The organism is Candidatus Nitrospira neomarina (assembly GCF_032051675.1).
GTDB lineage: Bacteria > Nitrospirota > Nitrospiria > Nitrospirales > UBA8639 > Nitrospira_E > Nitrospira_E neomarina.
In genome coordinates, this window is sequence record NZ_CP116968.1 from 2287043 (window position 1) to 2301751 (window position 14709).

Consider the following 14709-nt stretch of genomic DNA (forward strand, 5'->3'; position numbering starts at 1 on the left):
TCTAAAACACTTTTGTCTGTCGTGTCGCGTTCAGATACCCGAGAAGGATATCCCGTCGTGCGACGACGCCGAGGAGTTTTCCCTCCTCATCGACCACCGGCATTCGGATCAGATGTTTCCCTTCCAATCGATCAATAATCTCCATAGCCGGCGTCTCCCGTTTTACGGTCACCGGGGCAGGAGTCATCAAGTCACTCGCCGGGACGCCGGCCAAAGACCGATCTTCTTTGATCGCATGGAGAAGATCGAACTCGCTGACAATCCCAAGCAAATGCTGGTCACGGTCGACAATCGGCACACTTCCAAACCCCTCCTCGGTCATCGTCTGCGCCAACGCTTCTGCTGAATCCTCAGGATGATAGGCATACACGGCATCTTGCATGAATTGCTCGGCAATGAGTCCCTTAAAGTCACGAGACCCGACAATATAATCAACGCGTCGCATAATCCACCCTCCTTCATAAAGGGAAATCGTGTGAGCGTATGTGTTGAAAGACGAACCGGCACCACAGATCTTTCAATCTAAAACCACTCTCCACATTCCCAAGGCTATGAGGCTAAAAATAAGACCTTCGACCATTCCTTCCCCCCAAGCTGCCACACGGGGGCTGAACAACCACAGTTTCACCATCATCCAGCCCGGAAACTCTTTTCTCATGGACTCACCTCCTTCCGATCCTCGACGACCCTTCACTCAGAGAATTCCATGTTGTTCCTTAAAATGTTCATGTTTCCCGCATCATGAAAACACGAAGGCCTTCCGGACATATTTCCGGAAGGCCTTCGTATGGATCATTTTCGATAGGATGAAGAAAGAACGATTTACCCCATGACGACCTCGATTTTTTTGATGTTTTTCTACCATGCGCTTTTTCTGAATAAAAGTAAAGCGCCTCATTCTTGGAAAACTGGAGCACAATGAAGAAGGTAAGTACCTTGAGGAAAATGCCCACGACCAGGACCATGAGAAAAACCTCTGGTATGTTTTCAACATTCCGCTAAATGCTTGAAAATCCTGCATGACATGGTCCGCGAGAATATGCCTCCCCGATGAAATGAGGTAAGATTTCGTACGGGTCCATTCATTCAACTCATGATGAAACTTCGTCGCCCACAAGAGACCTTAGCCAATTGCTGTTGGCTCGCCCGTATGGCGGATAAAGTGCGGGCTTCTCAAGAGGGAAACTTTCCACTCCTCTACCGCTTGTCTTTAGGCAGTCCGATTGGAATTGACGGCTATTTCCTTCGACACTTCAGGCTGTCTTTTCGTCAATTTCGCACTGCCGTCATAGAAACTCATACGGACCAGGACCTGGAACGGTGGTTCCTGGGTCAGCCGGGGGTACATTCCTCAACTATATCGAGTTGGAATGACTTTGCCCCCAAGCTAGGCACTCCAGGCTACCCTGTCTCCTTTGTGCGCCATCTCATAAAATGGTTTGTCTATCCCAAATCCATCAAGCAACCCGTGAACAGTCTCTTTGAAATGATCGAACAGGATGAAGCCCCGTAAGTCAGTGTCGACGAACGACCAGCACAGGAGGATTGGAGATCACACGGAAATTGTGGCTCGAGGCCTTCGACGTGACTCTCAGGACAAGCTCTAAAAGGTCCGTACCTCTGCTTGTCATCCTGAAGAAACGAAGGATCTGAGACCAGCCCAACCAGGCCATGGCTCAGCCAGATGCTTCGGGCGCCTGCCCTGAGCGGAGTCGAAAGGGCTCAGCATGACTATTCGGTTGAGGGTGTCTCCCATCTGGTTTTCTTGTCATCCTTACACGTGTATAGACCCCATCAGGATTCATCTGTTCAGAATGATGAGCGCTGCGGGGTGGAGAACTCAATATGTTGCCTGATCCGTGATTTGGGGAGTTTACGATTTTTTGAAAACACCTTTCCTGACAAAAAGACCTCCCAATTTCCTCACTTCCATGACGTGATCATATTTGAGACCGCTGGATTCGCTGCCAGAGGTGCGCGGTTATAAAATTTGTCTATAGATTTCCCTTGTCGAAGGAGTTATAGCGTAGAAGAGCACTCCTCCACAGTTGCCGTGAAACCTGACCCTTTCACTTCAATTTGGTAATTTCTCAAGAAAATCGGTGAGACTTATGGACTATCAAGGAATTTTAGAAGAAATCCATCATGAAGTGCTTCAGGTATTACCTTCAGGGACAGTCGCCACGTACATTCCCCAACTGGCGTCCATTTCTCCTCACAAATTTGGCATGGCGGTCCAGACTGTTGACGGAGAAGTGTTTCACGTTGGACAGGCCTTGGAGCCATTCTCGATTCAAAGCATTTCGAAGGTCTATACCCTGACACTCGCATTTCCGTTTGAAGGCGACAAAATCTGGACACGAGTCGGAGTCGAACCATCCGGATCGACCTTCAACTCTCTCGTCCAGCTCGAGTTTGAACATGGCATACCCAGAAATCCCTTTATCAACGCAGGAGCTTTGGTCATCTCCGATATCCTCCTCTCTCATTTACAGGACACCAAACATTCCTTTCTCGATTATATCCGGCAACGGGCCAATAATACGGCCATTCAAGATGATCCCCAGGTGGCCCGCTCCGAACGACGAAGCGGCTTTCGGAATGCGGCCATGGCCAATTTCCTCAAAAGTTTTTCCAACCTCACCAATGACGTTGAAGAGGTGTTGGAGTTTTATTACTTCCACTGCTCACTGTCGATGAGTTGTGTCGACCTGGCAAAAGGTTTTCTCTTTCTCGCCAACAAAGGGCACTGTCCTTGGACCAATCAGCAGGTCCTCACCCCAAGCCAGACGAAAAGAGTGAATGCCCTCATGCTCACCTGCGGAACCTACGATGCGGCAGGAGACTTCGCCTTTAATGTCGGATTGCCGGGGAAAAGTGGGGTGGGTGGTGGAATTGTCGGGGTGATCCCAAACCGGCTCACCGTTGCCGTCTGGTCCCCCGGTTTAAACGAAAAGGGCAATTCATTCGCGGGACAATACGCACTCGAATTGTTTACCACCAAAACCGGTGTTTCTATTTTCTGATTTATGATGATGATGGCTGTTTGTACAGCAGATGAAGGGTCGTCCTTCCCTCGTCTGGATTCTCACATTCACTTAACCGGTAACCAGGAATAGATCACCATGAAGATGTATACCTGCCATTGCGGCAATACGCTGTTCTTTGAAAATACCCACTGCCTGTCCTGCCATTCGGAAGTGGGATGGTGCCCGACTTGCCATCGTATTTCCGGGTTACTCGTGAGTCCTGACGGTGCCTATCGATGTGGCTACACGGCATGCCATGCCCCACTCCTCAAATGTCATAATTATGCCGTTGAGCAGGTGTGTAATCGGTGCCTTCAAGCAAACCCCAATGATCAACCCGTCACGCAGCTCTGTGACTACTGTCGCTACAACGACACGATTCCCGATCTTACTGTGGAGGGAAATCGAGAGCGTTGGTATCGATTGGAAACAGGCAAACGACGTCTACTCTACACCTTGGATTTATTGGGTCTCCCTTACGGGAAAGCAGAAGATGGCATTCAACCCGGCCTATCGTTTGACTTCAAAGCCGATGTGAATCTTTCCGGGAATGTCTGGCACACAATGGGAGAGCATGAACAGGTGTTGACAGGACATCACAACGGAAAAATCACCATCAACCTCCGTGAGACCGAAGATGTTGAACGGGAAAAGTTACGTGTCTCCTTTGGAGAAGCTCATCGGACCATCATTGGGCACTTTCGCCATGAAATTGCGCATTATTATTGGGAGATGCTGATACGGAACACGCAAGAGGAGGCCTTTATCCGGATCTTCGGCGATCATCAACATCCGACGTATGCTGAAGCCCTTGAACGGCATTATTCGGAAGGTCCGCCTTCTGACTGGCAGACCAGCTTCATTAGTGTCTATGCCACCATGCACCCATGGGAGGATTTTGCGGAGACCTTTGCCAAGTATCTTGCCATCGTCAGTGTGCTCGATACCGCGAGGCACACGGGTATCGGAGAGGGGATCGATCCGACGACAGCCAACATCGAAGACATGATTCGTTCCTACCAACGGCTTGGGCTGGGACTGAATGAAATGAATCGAGCAATGGGCTTATTAGATTTGATACCGGAAGTGCTGGTTCCACCCGTTATTGCAAAGCTCCAGTATATTCATCAACTGATTCGGGGGACGCGATCATGATTTTCCATTCTGGCATCTATCCGTTCGCGCCAAATCTACATTAGCTCTGCAGGAGTTCGTGTAGGTTGTTCTGCCAACGCGAATCTGCCACGCCCCTCCTTGCAGGAAGGGGTAAGGGAGGTAGAAACGCCAGATGCCAACTTGCCGCGAGGACTGCCGGCACGATAAAAAGAAAACCGTCAAAGTAATCAGAGAAGGAATGTACATCCACCCATCTCATCGGTTTTGGGATGAAAGTCAGGAGGTTAGGGAGATGAGAGAACCAGACGACGAATGCCGTCGACGAGTTGGCTGGCAATGCCATTTTTGGTCAAATACAGGGAAGCTCCTGCTTCCAGCATGAGTCCTTGTACGTGTTTATCTTCCTGGACAGACAGGCCGATAATAGGCATCGAGGGGAATTCCCGCACAATGTTTCGAGTCGCCTCAATGCCATTCATCTTGGGCATATTCACGTCCATCACAATAATATCTGGGTGAAGCGTTCGTGTGCTTTCTATGGCTTCCAGGCCATTTTGTGCCTCTCCCACGACAAGAAAATCCGGTTGAACCTCCAATAATCCCCGCATGCCTTGCCTCACAAGGGCATGATCGTCGACGAGGAGAATTCGAATTCCCTTTTCCCGTGCCGTGGTGGAAGACGAAGATCCCATGAAGATCAAGTTACCCGACCGGCTATCAGAAAGTTCTGATGGAGGGAAAGAATCATAAGGGACATGAAGTGTGATGCAGGTCCCCTCCCCCTGTTTTGCCTCGATCTGAATTTCTCCCCCCAGGGCTTCGACACGCTCACGGATACTGAAGAGTCCGAATTTTCCGGGCCTGGCAAAATCCTGCGATTCGCTTGAGATGTGAAACCCTCTTCCGGCATCCTTTACTTTCACTTGCAGTTCGTGGGGTGCTGTCTTCTTGAGTGAAATCGTGGCGTGTTTCGTGTCGGCATGCTTCAGGATATTAAAGAGAAGTTCCCGTACAGCCTGAAACACAAATATGGCATGATCTTCCGGGAGTGAAATATCTTTATCTTCCTCCCGGACATCCACATGAAGATTATGTCGTTCAAATTGCCCCCCAAGCCAGAACAGGGCAGGCACAATCCCCAATTCATACAAAATACTGGGACTGAGCTCCGCAATGAGGGTCCTGGTGTACTCAAGGGAATCCGTCAGGATTTTATCAATGTCCTCGATATTTGTTTTCAATTCCGGAGTCCACCCCGCCCGATTCAGTTGGGCAAGTTTCATGCGGCAGACAACTATTAATTGGGCAAGATAATCGTGAAGTTCATTGGCCAGACGTCGACGTTCCCGTTGTTCCGTCACGACAAGCTCCGAAGTCATTTCCCGGAGATGTTTTTGATAACTCAACAAGTCCCGCGTGCGATTCACGATGCGTTGTTCAAGGGAATCGTTGAGATCTTTTAAAGCCTGTTCAGCCTGTTTTTGCTCGGTAATATCCACCATCGTAATGATGGCCCCGATCGTATTCTCGTGTTCATCCAGCAGGGGTCGGCCACTGAGGAGCAAGGGCACGGTCCTATTGGCAACTTGCAACGTTACTTCCAGCCCGTGGAGCGTCCTTCCTCCAATCACGTCCTCAATCACATTCCTCCCTGCACTCCATGACTCGCTTCCGCAGGCAGCCATTCCGGTGATAGAGGGCAAAAATTTGAATTTTTCATGAAACCAGGTATGCAGTGTGGATTGCTGGACGAGTCTATCGGTCGCACGACTGCTGCGAATGATTCGGCCGGACGGTTCACACACGACCACCGCCTCCCCCGTTTGTTCCAGAATCATCCTGGAAAATTTTTCTTCCACTAGGGCCCGGTCGTATTTCTTCTGTTCCGTCAGGTCGGTCAAAATCGCACAATGCAGATACTGGTTATCAATCTTAATGGAGACAAGGCCGACAAAAACGGCAAGATCATGTCGGTCTTTGGGCACCAAGCGAATAGTCCCCGTCCCCCCGGCTGAGTGGGAATGAGAAGAAGTCAGAGTTCTAAAAAACTCCCGATCTTCCTCATCAATAAATGAGTCAAGCGAATAGCCGAACAGCTCCTGATGCGAGTGATTGACCATTCTGGCAAATGTGGCATTCGCATAAAAAATAATCCCGGCATCATCAAAAATGACCGCCCCTTGGATCATATTATCGATGATGAGTCGATACGGATAGTCGGCGCTCCTAAGGGTAAAGACTTGATCCCCTTCCCCCGTCTCGACGATGAGGGCATCTACCCCTCCTTCCCGGATTGCCTGGAGCGTGTCTTCCGCTTCCTTCAACCGTTGCTGTAACATTTCCTCCTGGCTTGGAGGAACGTATTTGGCTAGAGATGGTTTATGCTTGGAAGCCATGGATATATGCCGTTTATCCTTAAGAGGGCAGAGGAGGAGACGGAGTCAATCCCAGAGAATGCAGCACACGGTCCTTTTTTGAAAGATCGCCGATGATTCTGCAACTGGGAAGAGGAAATTCTTTGATGAGAGTCGGAGCGGCAAAAATTTGGTTGGCACGAGCGGAAGCGGGATTGCGATACAAATCGATGATTTGTAAATCAGGATTCAGGTCTTTGAGATAGTCCCCGCAAATGGATTTGATATTGGCCATAGCCCGAAGCGATAGGCTGGTCGCGCCGGTTACATACAGCCGAAGCCGAATACCGGCTTTCTCCCCGGCAGGACTCTTCTTTCCGGTGGTTGATGGCCCGCGCGCGCTCATGATGCCGGCTCCATTGAGCTTGAAAGAATCACTTCACCTGACTCATCATGCAGATCGAGCCCTACCAATACTTTTTCTGTGTTCGATAAATCTCCAATAATCTTTTTTAAGGGAAGCGGTAATTTTTTGACTAATGTGGGAATGGCCACAATCTGGTCCAGTCTGGCCCTGTGGGGCTCCCGGAGAAGATCCACAATTTCCACAGTATACTTCGAGGAAAGACGGGTCTCACACAATTGCTTGAGATTACTCATGGCCAGTCGCGATTTGGGCGAATATCCCGCGACATAGAGTGTTAAGTGGTAGGGAGAATTCTTTGGAGATTGCCGCCTAGGCCTCTGAGATACTTTGTTCATGGTTGGAAGACCCTTCAAGAGTCATCTGACATTGTGTGACATCCCGGTGTTATGGTCCTTGACGATTTTTTCATCCAAGAATAATTGAAGCGATCCCGTCCTGGTTTCGGCGATGGCCACAGAAACCCCTAAAATGAAAACCCCCGATGACTCATCGTATATTTCCGAACCTTATTAGAATGCGCCATGCCACGGGATTTTAAAATATACAATTGCCGATGGTGTTCGCCCTCGAATTCCAGATTTGACAGCAGTATCCAGGTATCAGCGAGGGAGGACACGCCGATCTCCGTCTCCTGAATGAAATCCGCATGAGAGACGAGGCCTGTGCAAATCAACGTTATCTGATGAGACTTGAGGAAATCCACCATTCTCAAAAATAAGGACTTGATCTCCCGGGTTGACCCGATGGAAAGAAAGTCGTTGATCGGGTCCATGATCACGAGACTCGGGTGATGGGTATTCACGGCATTGTAGAAATTCACAAGATGGGATTCCAATCCGTATAAGGTCGGACGTGACGCTTCAATGTGCAGCAATCCCTTTTGCACCCATTTTTCCAGATTAAGTCCGATGGATTTCATGTTCCGGATGATCTGAGGACTCGACTCCTCAAAGGCAAAATACAAGACATGCTCTCCCCGACGACAGGCGGCTTCAGCAAAATGCGAGACCAGACTCGTCTTGCCGGTCCCGACTCCTCCAGTCACCAACACCGTCGACCCACAGAACACCCCTTCCCCCCCGAACATCTCATCCAATTGCGGAACCCCGGTCGAGATTTTTTCTTTGGAAACGGTATGTTCGAGTTGTAAGGAGGTGATGGGCAACACGGACAATCCATGTTGTCCGATGAGAAAGGGGAATTCATTGGTTCCATGCATACTTCCCCGGTATTTGACCACCCGCAGCCGGCGCGTGGACATCTGCTCATTCACTCGATGATCCAGCAGAATCACACAGTCCGATACATATTCCTCAAGTCCCTGACGGGTGAGGGACCCCTCTCCCCGCTCGCCGGTGACAATGGAGGTCATATTTTTGTCTTTCAGCCACTGAAACAAACGCCGCAACTCGGAGCGGATAATACCTTGATTGGATAACCCGCCGAACAAGACCTCGATGGTATCCAACACAATACGTTTGGCCCCGATAGCGTCAATAGACTCACCCAGTCGCACAAACAATCCTTCGAGATCATACTCTCCGCTTTCCTCGAATTCGGTGGCTTCAATGGGGATCGTATCCAAAATCAATTTCTTATCTTTGATCAATTGGTCCAGATCAAACCCCAGGGACCTGACATTTTGGGTCAATTCCTCTGCCGTTTCCTCGAACGCCAACATCACACCGGGTTCGTCCATGTGGAGGGCCCCGCGGACCAGGAACTCCATGCCTAATAGTGTTTTTCCACAGCCCGGGCTTCCGCAAACCAACGTGGTTCGTCCCCTGGGAAGCCCGCCAGACGTGATGTCATCCAGGCCTTGAATGCCGGTGGGCGCTTTTGGAAATTCCGAATGGACGATTTTGTTTGATGATTTTTTCCGTGGCATATTTTACAATTTCCTGAGCTGGGATAGATTGACGTCGAAATTTAACACAATGCCCTAAAAAAGCCTATAACCTGACGACAGTCTGAGAAATTCAGACCACAATGGTTGGTGGACGATGTCCTAACAGCCACATCAATTCTCTGCCTCATCCCAGGTGTGTTTTAGCGGGAGGCAATCCTCTCCATGCGTCATGTTATAAGTTTGACAGACGCCCTATCAATTAATAGGAACAGAGACGAATGGACAGAATAGACCGAAGGATGGCTCATTTGTCGACCAATCACCTCAATTTTTCCTCATGTGATACATTCCGTCTCAGTGTCACAATATCTTTGCCCTTCATTTCCTCATGATGTGGAACAGGCATTCATATTTCCTTTTTCGGGCGTCCAGCTGCTATCAATCCATCCTCCTGCTGTTTCTGGTGGGATGGATCATGAGCCCACCCCCTTCTCTTCGGCCGGAAGTCCTGCACATTGTTCCTGCAACCTCACCACCTTCAGAGACCTGCACCGCCCACGCCCCAGTCACGAACGAATGTGTCGAAGCCGGTCTTCGGAGGAAGCGTGAATTGCTCCGGGCGGAACCCGCATATCAGGTCAATTCTCCCGCTACTCATCTCAAATTGGCGGAAATACTCACCCAGCAGGGAGATCCGAACGGCGCCATTGAGGAATATCGGGCCGCGATTCAACTTAATCCCGATCTCGCCGGTGCGTTTCAGGGTCTGGGAGCCGTCTATCTTGATCAACACGAATGGAAACAGGCCGAAGTAGCCCTTGATAGAGCCGCACAATTAGAGAGAGGGAATAGTCAGACTGAATACTGGCTGGGACGGTCACGATTGGCACAACAAAAATTTCACGAGGCTCAGCAGGCATTCAGCACCGCGACAAGATTGAATCCCAACGATGCGGAGGCCTTCTCCGATTTAGGCCTGACCTACATGGCACATGGTCAACCCTCGAATGCCATCAAGGCTCTTCGTCAGGCCATTGGCTTGCGACCGGATTATTCAGAGGCCCATTCCCGCCTGGAGCTGGTGGAGGCCTTTAAACACCACCAGGATCAACTCGTCCTTGAGACCGAAAAAATTTTACATCTTCTCTTCCGAAGGGAATAGAGGTCTCTTTCGCCCCTGAGCTCAACCCTCATGTCAGGTGAAAGAACGACGCCTTCCGCCTTCTTTTCCATTAAGGCTAAAATCTCCACGAGATTCCCGCACCCGTCAGGAAATCATCGCTTCCATGAGTCAGGCCGCCTCCGACGAGTGCATCCAGTTGAAGATTGTATGTCAGTTGATAGAGCACACCCGTTTGAAGAAAATTTGCGCTCCCACTCGCCACATCCCTGGGATACAATCCGAAATATTCCACAAATCCGGTTAAGCGATCACGAAGGATGGCGCTGAGCCCGAGCGACGAAGAAACTCGAACAAACCGCGTTCCCTGAGAAGTGGGACTGCCGATATTCACCGTCCCGAATATTCCCACTTGTTCATCCAACCCATACGTCAAAATCGTCCGGAATAGCGGGTCGACCCGATCCGAAGAAAAATCCTTATCTCCCGTGGGAATCGACAGTCGGCCGACGAAACTCAACCGTGGCCTATACCCTTTTTGCTGCCAGACCTGCACTTTAAATCCCAGGCCAAGATCATTAAACCCATTTACATCACGGCCATTGTCAATGTAAGTCAGGTTTGGCCATTCCACGCGAAACTCCACAGTCTCGGTCAATCCAATACGGACGAGGGTCTCAGGGAAGTTATGCGTTTTGACATCGGGAGATGCCTTTTCAAGAGAAAAGGTATATCCCGTTTCGATTTGAATGCGTCCTGGAGCGATCGTGGCCGGACTCAGGCTGAATGTCGGCCGATCCGTCGCAATCGCCGCGGAAAAAGAGCTGGCCTGCCCCATGATCCACGGACGAGAGGAAGTAGCTTCGCCTCCATTCTCCTGCCCGAAACACCAGGACTGTCCGATCAGGACCATACACAGTGACCATCCTAAGACTCCAGGGAGCGATCGACCAATTCTTTTAATGTTGGGAAAACAGGATATTCGCAAAGAATTTCGAATCCATTTAAAAGGCTCAAAGATACCGTGATTGCCGTGAGGGTTGTCGTCCAGAAAATGATGAAATGGAGCCTTCCTTTAAACCAGGTCGTAGCCGGAGGCTCATCTATGAGATCCCGATAATATGAGAGAGCATTCCCAAGGATCAATTCGGCATTTTCTTACAGACTTTGCCTAGATGAAACCCGTCTATCCCACCTACGGGTGATTCTCGGAAAGCACGATACGAAAAGGCTTAGGAAATTTGATTCACGACCTGTCGGATGGCCTCGACCAGTTGGCTGGCGACACTCCCTTTGGTCACATACGTGGCGGCCCCGGCTTCGAGCAGCATTTTTTCGATCTGTTTGTCTTCATGAACCGACAATCCGATGACCCTGATTGAAGGGTGTTTCCGGGTAAGCCACTTTGTCGCCTCAATGCCATTCATTTTTGGCATGTTGACATCCATGATCACCACATCGGGTAGGACCAGTTGGGCTACCGCTATCGCTTCTTCTCCATTTTTTGCTTCTCCCACGATGACGAAATCTTCATGGTTTTCCAACAGGGTTCGGATTCCTTCACGAATCATGGCATGATCATCGACCAGAAGAATTCGAACAACTTTTTTCCTTGAACCACCTTGCGCGATTGGATCGAGAGGCTTTGGAATTCCTTTGGAATCTGAGTTCGACGCAACCGTTGGTGAGACCGGCTGAAGCGGAACCACGAGGGTCGCCTGCGTTCCCTTCCCTGGCGCGGATTCGATGTAAAAGTGACCGCCTAGCGCTTCCGTTCGTTCTCGAATACTAAATAGCCCGAATCTTCCAGGTTTGGAATAATCTGTTGAAATCGGCGATGGGTGAAAGCCTTTCCCCGCATCCTCCACCTTTACGTGAAGTTCCTGGGATGCGGTCCTCTTGAGGGAAACGAGGGCTTCGCTCACTCCGGAGTGTTTAATGATATTAAAGAGCAATTCGCGAACGGCCTGAAACACAAAAATAGCCTGATCCTCTGAAAGCTCTATGGCCTGGTCTCCATGCTGTACCTGCACACGCAGGTCATGGCGCTCCATCTGCTGACCCAACCATTTCAGCGCCGGAACGAGCCCGAGTTCATACAAAATGCTGGGACTCAGCTCGGCAATCAACGTGCGTGTATAGGAAAGGGAGTCGGAAAGGATTTGATCGATTTCATCCAGATTGGTCTTTAAGGCAGGCATGCTCCACTCATTGAGGGCTTGAGCCAGTTTCATCCGGCAGACCACAAGCAATTGCGCCAGATAATCATGCAGTTCGGTGGACAAGCGTCGCCGTTCCCGTTGTTCCGTGACCACCAACTCGGAGGTCATGGCCCGCAGATTCTCCTGATAGACCAACAGATCACGAGTCCGATCAGACACCCGTTGCTCCAAGGAATCGTTCAATTCCTGCAGGGCCTGCTCTGCCTGTTTTCTCGCGGTAATATCCGTTGCAATTCCACAGATCGCATGGGGAATTCCTTGGGCATCGTATAAAGGAAATTTCACGGACAGATACGTATGCACCCCATCCGGCAGTTCTATCTGCTCTTCAAATTCTTTCGGGGTTCGGGAGTCGAGAATCTCCTGGTCATTCGCCCGTAGGCGTCGGGCATCAGCCGGGTTCATTAATTCATAATCCGTCTTTCCCAAAATGGCTTCCCGAGGCATTTGGAAAATGGTTTCAATCCGTTTATTAATCAGTTGATAGGTCCCATTCAAATCTTTCACAAATTTTGCCGTTGGAGAATTTTCCCATATCGCCTGGTGGCGGCTTTCACTCGATCGAAGGGCTTCTCCAATTCGTTTTTGCTCGGAAATATCCCGTTCAATCAAGGAGTGGCCAATCAGGTTTCCATCCACGTCCAGAATTGGAGAAATCGTCAAGGATACAGGAAACACCACACCCTCCCTTTTCATTCGGAGGGATTCCTGAAGCGTCGCCCCGGTTTGGTTTAAAAGAAAGGCTAAGTCTGAAAAGATGTCCTGTCGTGATTCCGGAGGAAGGAGAATGGAGAAAGACTGATCCACGATTTCGGAGGCAGCATACCCATACATCTTTTCCGCCCCATTGTTCCAACTGGTGATCATCCCGGCCCTATTGAGACTATAAATGGCATCCTGAGATGATTCCACAATTGAGGCCAATCGTCTCAGATTTTCCGAAACGTGTTTTCGCTGTTCAATTTCTTTCTGAGCGGATTGGTATAAACGGGCATTATCGATGGCAATCGCAGCCTGCGAAGCAATACCTATGAGAATGGCTTCACCCGTTTGGGTAAACATGTTGGGTTGTGAATGCCCGAAAAATAATCCCCCCAAAACTTCTCCGGAGCGGGATACGACCGGGACCGCCAGATAACTCTTGACGGGAAGATGCCCGGGGGGCATTCCGTGATAAGGAGGCATTTGTCCATATCGAGGGTCGGCCGTCACGTCGGCGATTCGAACAACCTCATCCCCAGAAAATGTCGGAGCGAAAATAGGCGTATTTCTCGGCATGGGAAACCCATCAAAGGCTTCGCGCGGAACACCGGAGATGGTATATAAGGCATAAGACTCTCCCTTTTCATTCACCATATTATAAAAAAACGCCCCGAATTCCGCTCCCGTTAATTCCCGACACGCATCCGTGACGGATTGAACCAGTTTTTCTAAATTCAATTCGGCTGCCAACGAACTGCCGATTCGATTCACCACCTCCAGCGCATGTTTTTGCTGCAGAAGCCGTTCCTGAGCCTGCACTTTTTCAATGGCAATGGAGGCCGAATGCGCAAGAAATTCCAGATACTCTTTTTCTTCAGTGGAGGGTAACCGTAGAACAGGAGCATATAAGGCAAAGGTGCCGAGGACATGCCCATCACTCGCGAGAATCGGCGTAGACCAGCAGGCCTGTATCCCATGTCTCCCGGCTAATTCCTTAAAATGCACCCAATTCGGATGCTCGGAAATGTTTGCCACATACACAGGCTCTTTGAGATAGGCTGCTGCACCACAAGATCCTACCTCCGGACCGATTTCCAAACCATTTATTGCTTGACTATAGCTCTCGGGTAGAGAGGGGGACGCAGCATGACACAGCCGACATCCATCCTCCAGCAGAAGGATAGAAGCCCGAACACCGGCCTTAAAATATTGCTCAATTTCCAGGCAAAGCTTTTCCAATATAATGGAAAGAGGGTTGCCGGCAATAATATTTTCCAGCACGTCGTTATGGCGTTTGAGAATATATTCGCTATGGAGTAGTGGCCCGCTGTCGCCAAACGTCATAATTGCGCCGATCACTCTCTGGTGTTCATCTTGTAGCGGGTGGGCACCGAACAGGACCTCGGCAAACGTTCCATCCTCTGTTGTCAGGCAGACGGCTTCGTTGTGCAATGATTCTCCGGCCAGAATTCGTGAGAGGTACTTTCTGCTCAGATTTGCTGAAGATCCAGCGGAAGGCTGCTTCATCCCGTGCGGAAGGGATAGATGAAAGATTTCATCAAATGGGCGATTCAAGCATTGAAGGTGATAGTAACGATTGACCGCATGGCTGGCGCGAATGATGTTTCCCGACGTATCGCACACAACCAGGGCTTCTTCAGCGTGAGCTAAGACTCCGAGGAGAATACGTTCCTCGAATCCTACGCTCTCACATTCCTTTGTCTCAGGTCCGACGGGAGCCATGGCCAAATCGGTGGCCTGGCCCGGCAAAATTTCTTCAGACTTGGTATGGGAGGCGTTCGGATTTTCCATCGGGTTCAATTTCAGGGAAAAATTTTATCCAGTCGAATCCTTATGGATCCCATGACCAGATTTGAGATTTTTAAGTGA

General features: G+C 49.9%; 12 protein-coding genes. 4 read left to right on the top strand and 8 right to left on the bottom strand.

Annotation, left to right across the window (positions count from 1 at the left end; genetic code table 11):
* Position 1 precedes the first annotated feature (1 nt).
* Complete coding sequence (locus tag PQG83_RS09960; RefSeq protein ID WP_312748965.1) at positions 2-445, bottom strand: CBS domain-containing protein; 444 nt, start codon at positions 443-445, stop codon at positions 2-4.
* A 72-nt stretch (positions 446-517) separates the two neighbouring features.
* Entirely contained in the window at positions 518-658 is a 141-nt protein-coding gene (locus PQG83_RS09965; protein ID WP_312748967.1) for a hypothetical protein, read from the bottom strand.
* Between the two features lie 435 nt (positions 659-1093).
* Between PQG83_RS09965 and PQG83_RS09970 the strand changes: the two genes are divergently transcribed.
* The 3 genes from PQG83_RS09970 to PQG83_RS09980 all read left to right on the top strand — a co-directional run bounded on the left by PQG83_RS09970 (position 1094) and on the right by PQG83_RS09980 (position 4184).
* Entirely contained in the window at positions 1094-1513 is a 420-nt protein-coding gene (locus tag PQG83_RS09970; protein WP_312748969.1) for a DUF5069 domain-containing protein, read from the top strand.
* Positions 1514-2111: 598 nt separating this feature from the next.
* Positions 2112-3026 carry a glutaminase gene (locus PQG83_RS09975; protein ID WP_312748971.1) on the top strand — a complete coding sequence of 305 codons (915 nt, stop codon included), beginning with the start codon at positions 2112-2114 and terminating at the stop codon, positions 3024-3026.
* A gap of 99 nt (positions 3027-3125) precedes the next feature.
* Entirely contained in the window at positions 3126-4184 is a 1059-nt protein-coding gene (locus PQG83_RS09980; protein WP_312748973.1) for a zinc-binding metallopeptidase family protein, read from the top strand.
* Positions 4185-4429: 245 nt separating this feature from the next.
* Here the strand turns inward: PQG83_RS09980 and PQG83_RS09985 are convergent, their stop codons facing one another.
* The 4 genes from PQG83_RS09985 to kaiC all read right to left on the bottom strand — a co-directional run bounded on the left by PQG83_RS09985 (position 4430) and on the right by kaiC (position 8814).
* Positions 4430-6484: a response regulator gene (locus tag PQG83_RS09985; protein WP_312748975.1), complete on the bottom strand. Its 2055-nt coding sequence runs from the start codon at positions 6482-6484 to the stop codon at positions 4430-4432.
* Between the two features lie 76 nt (positions 6485-6560).
* Complete coding sequence (locus PQG83_RS09990; protein ID WP_312748977.1) at positions 6561-6905, bottom strand: circadian clock KaiB family protein; 345 nt, start codon at positions 6903-6905, stop codon at positions 6561-6563.
* Positions 6902-7261, bottom strand: coding sequence for a circadian clock KaiB family protein (locus tag PQG83_RS09995; RefSeq protein WP_312748979.1), 360 nt, complete (start codon positions 7259-7261; stop codon positions 6902-6904). The genes PQG83_RS09990 and PQG83_RS09995 overlap by 4 nt, the downstream gene beginning before the upstream one ends.
* A gap of 128 nt (positions 7262-7389) precedes the next feature.
* Entirely contained in the window at positions 7390-8814 is a 1425-nt protein-coding gene (kaiC, locus tag PQG83_RS10000; protein ID WP_312748981.1) for a circadian clock protein KaiC, read from the bottom strand.
* 436 nt (positions 8815-9250) lie between these two features.
* On the opposite strand from kaiC, the gene PQG83_RS10005 reads away from it, so the two are divergent.
* The gene (locus PQG83_RS10005; RefSeq protein ID WP_312748983.1) at positions 9251-9937 is read left to right on the top strand and encodes a tetratricopeptide repeat protein; all 687 of its coding nucleotides are present in this window, start codon (positions 9251-9253) and stop codon (positions 9935-9937) included.
* 76 nt (positions 9938-10013) lie between these two features.
* Here the strand turns inward: PQG83_RS10005 and PQG83_RS10010 are convergent, their stop codons facing one another.
* Positions 10014-10883, bottom strand: a complete 870-nt coding sequence (locus PQG83_RS10010; RefSeq protein ID WP_312748985.1) for a transporter — start codon at positions 10881-10883, stop codon at positions 10014-10016.
* Positions 10884-11127: 244 nt separating this feature from the next.
* Positions 11128-14631 (bottom strand): PAS domain-containing protein, encoded by a 3504-nt coding sequence (locus PQG83_RS10015; RefSeq protein WP_312748986.1) that lies wholly within the window; start codon positions 14629-14631, stop codon positions 11128-11130.
* Between the last annotated feature and the right edge of the window lie 78 nt (positions 14632-14709).

Bases quoted from the DNA above. Each gene is read 5' to 3' on its own strand.
- PQG83_RS09985 (WP_312748975.1), bottom strand. From the start codon at position 6,484: ATGTTACAGCAACGGTTGAAGGAAGCGGAAGACACGCTCCAGGCAATC.
- PQG83_RS09980 (WP_312748973.1), top strand. From the start codon at position 3,126: ATGAAGATGTATACCTGCCATTGCGGCAATACGCTGTTCTTTGAAAAT.
- kaiC (WP_312748981.1), bottom strand. From the start codon at position 8,814: ATGCCACGGAAAAAATCATCAAACAAAATCGTCCATTCGGAATTTCCA.
- PQG83_RS09995 (WP_312748979.1), bottom strand. From the start codon at position 7,261: ATGAACAAAGTATCTCAGAGGCCTAGGCGGCAATCTCCAAAGAATTCT.
- PQG83_RS09990 (WP_312748977.1), bottom strand. From the start codon at position 6,905: ATGAGCGCGCGCGGGCCATCAACCACCGGAAAGAAGAGTCCTGCCGGG.
- PQG83_RS09960 (WP_312748965.1), bottom strand. From the start codon at position 445: ATGCGACGCGTTGATTATATTGTCGGGTCTCGTGACTTTAAGGGACTC.
- PQG83_RS09970 (WP_312748969.1), top strand. From the start codon at position 1,094: ATGATGAAACTTCGTCGCCCACAAGAGACCTTAGCCAATTGCTGTTGG.
- PQG83_RS09965 (WP_312748967.1), bottom strand. From the start codon at position 658: ATGAGAAAAGAGTTTCCGGGCTGGATGATGGTGAAACTGTGGTTGTTC.
- PQG83_RS10005 (WP_312748983.1), top strand. From the start codon at position 9,251: ATGAGCCCACCCCCTTCTCTTCGGCCGGAAGTCCTGCACATTGTTCCT.
- PQG83_RS09975 (WP_312748971.1), top strand. From the start codon at position 2,112: ATGGACTATCAAGGAATTTTAGAAGAAATCCATCATGAAGTGCTTCAG.
- PQG83_RS10015 (WP_312748986.1), bottom strand. From the start codon at position 14,631: ATGGAAAATCCGAACGCCTCCCATACCAAGTCTGAAGAAATTTTGCCG.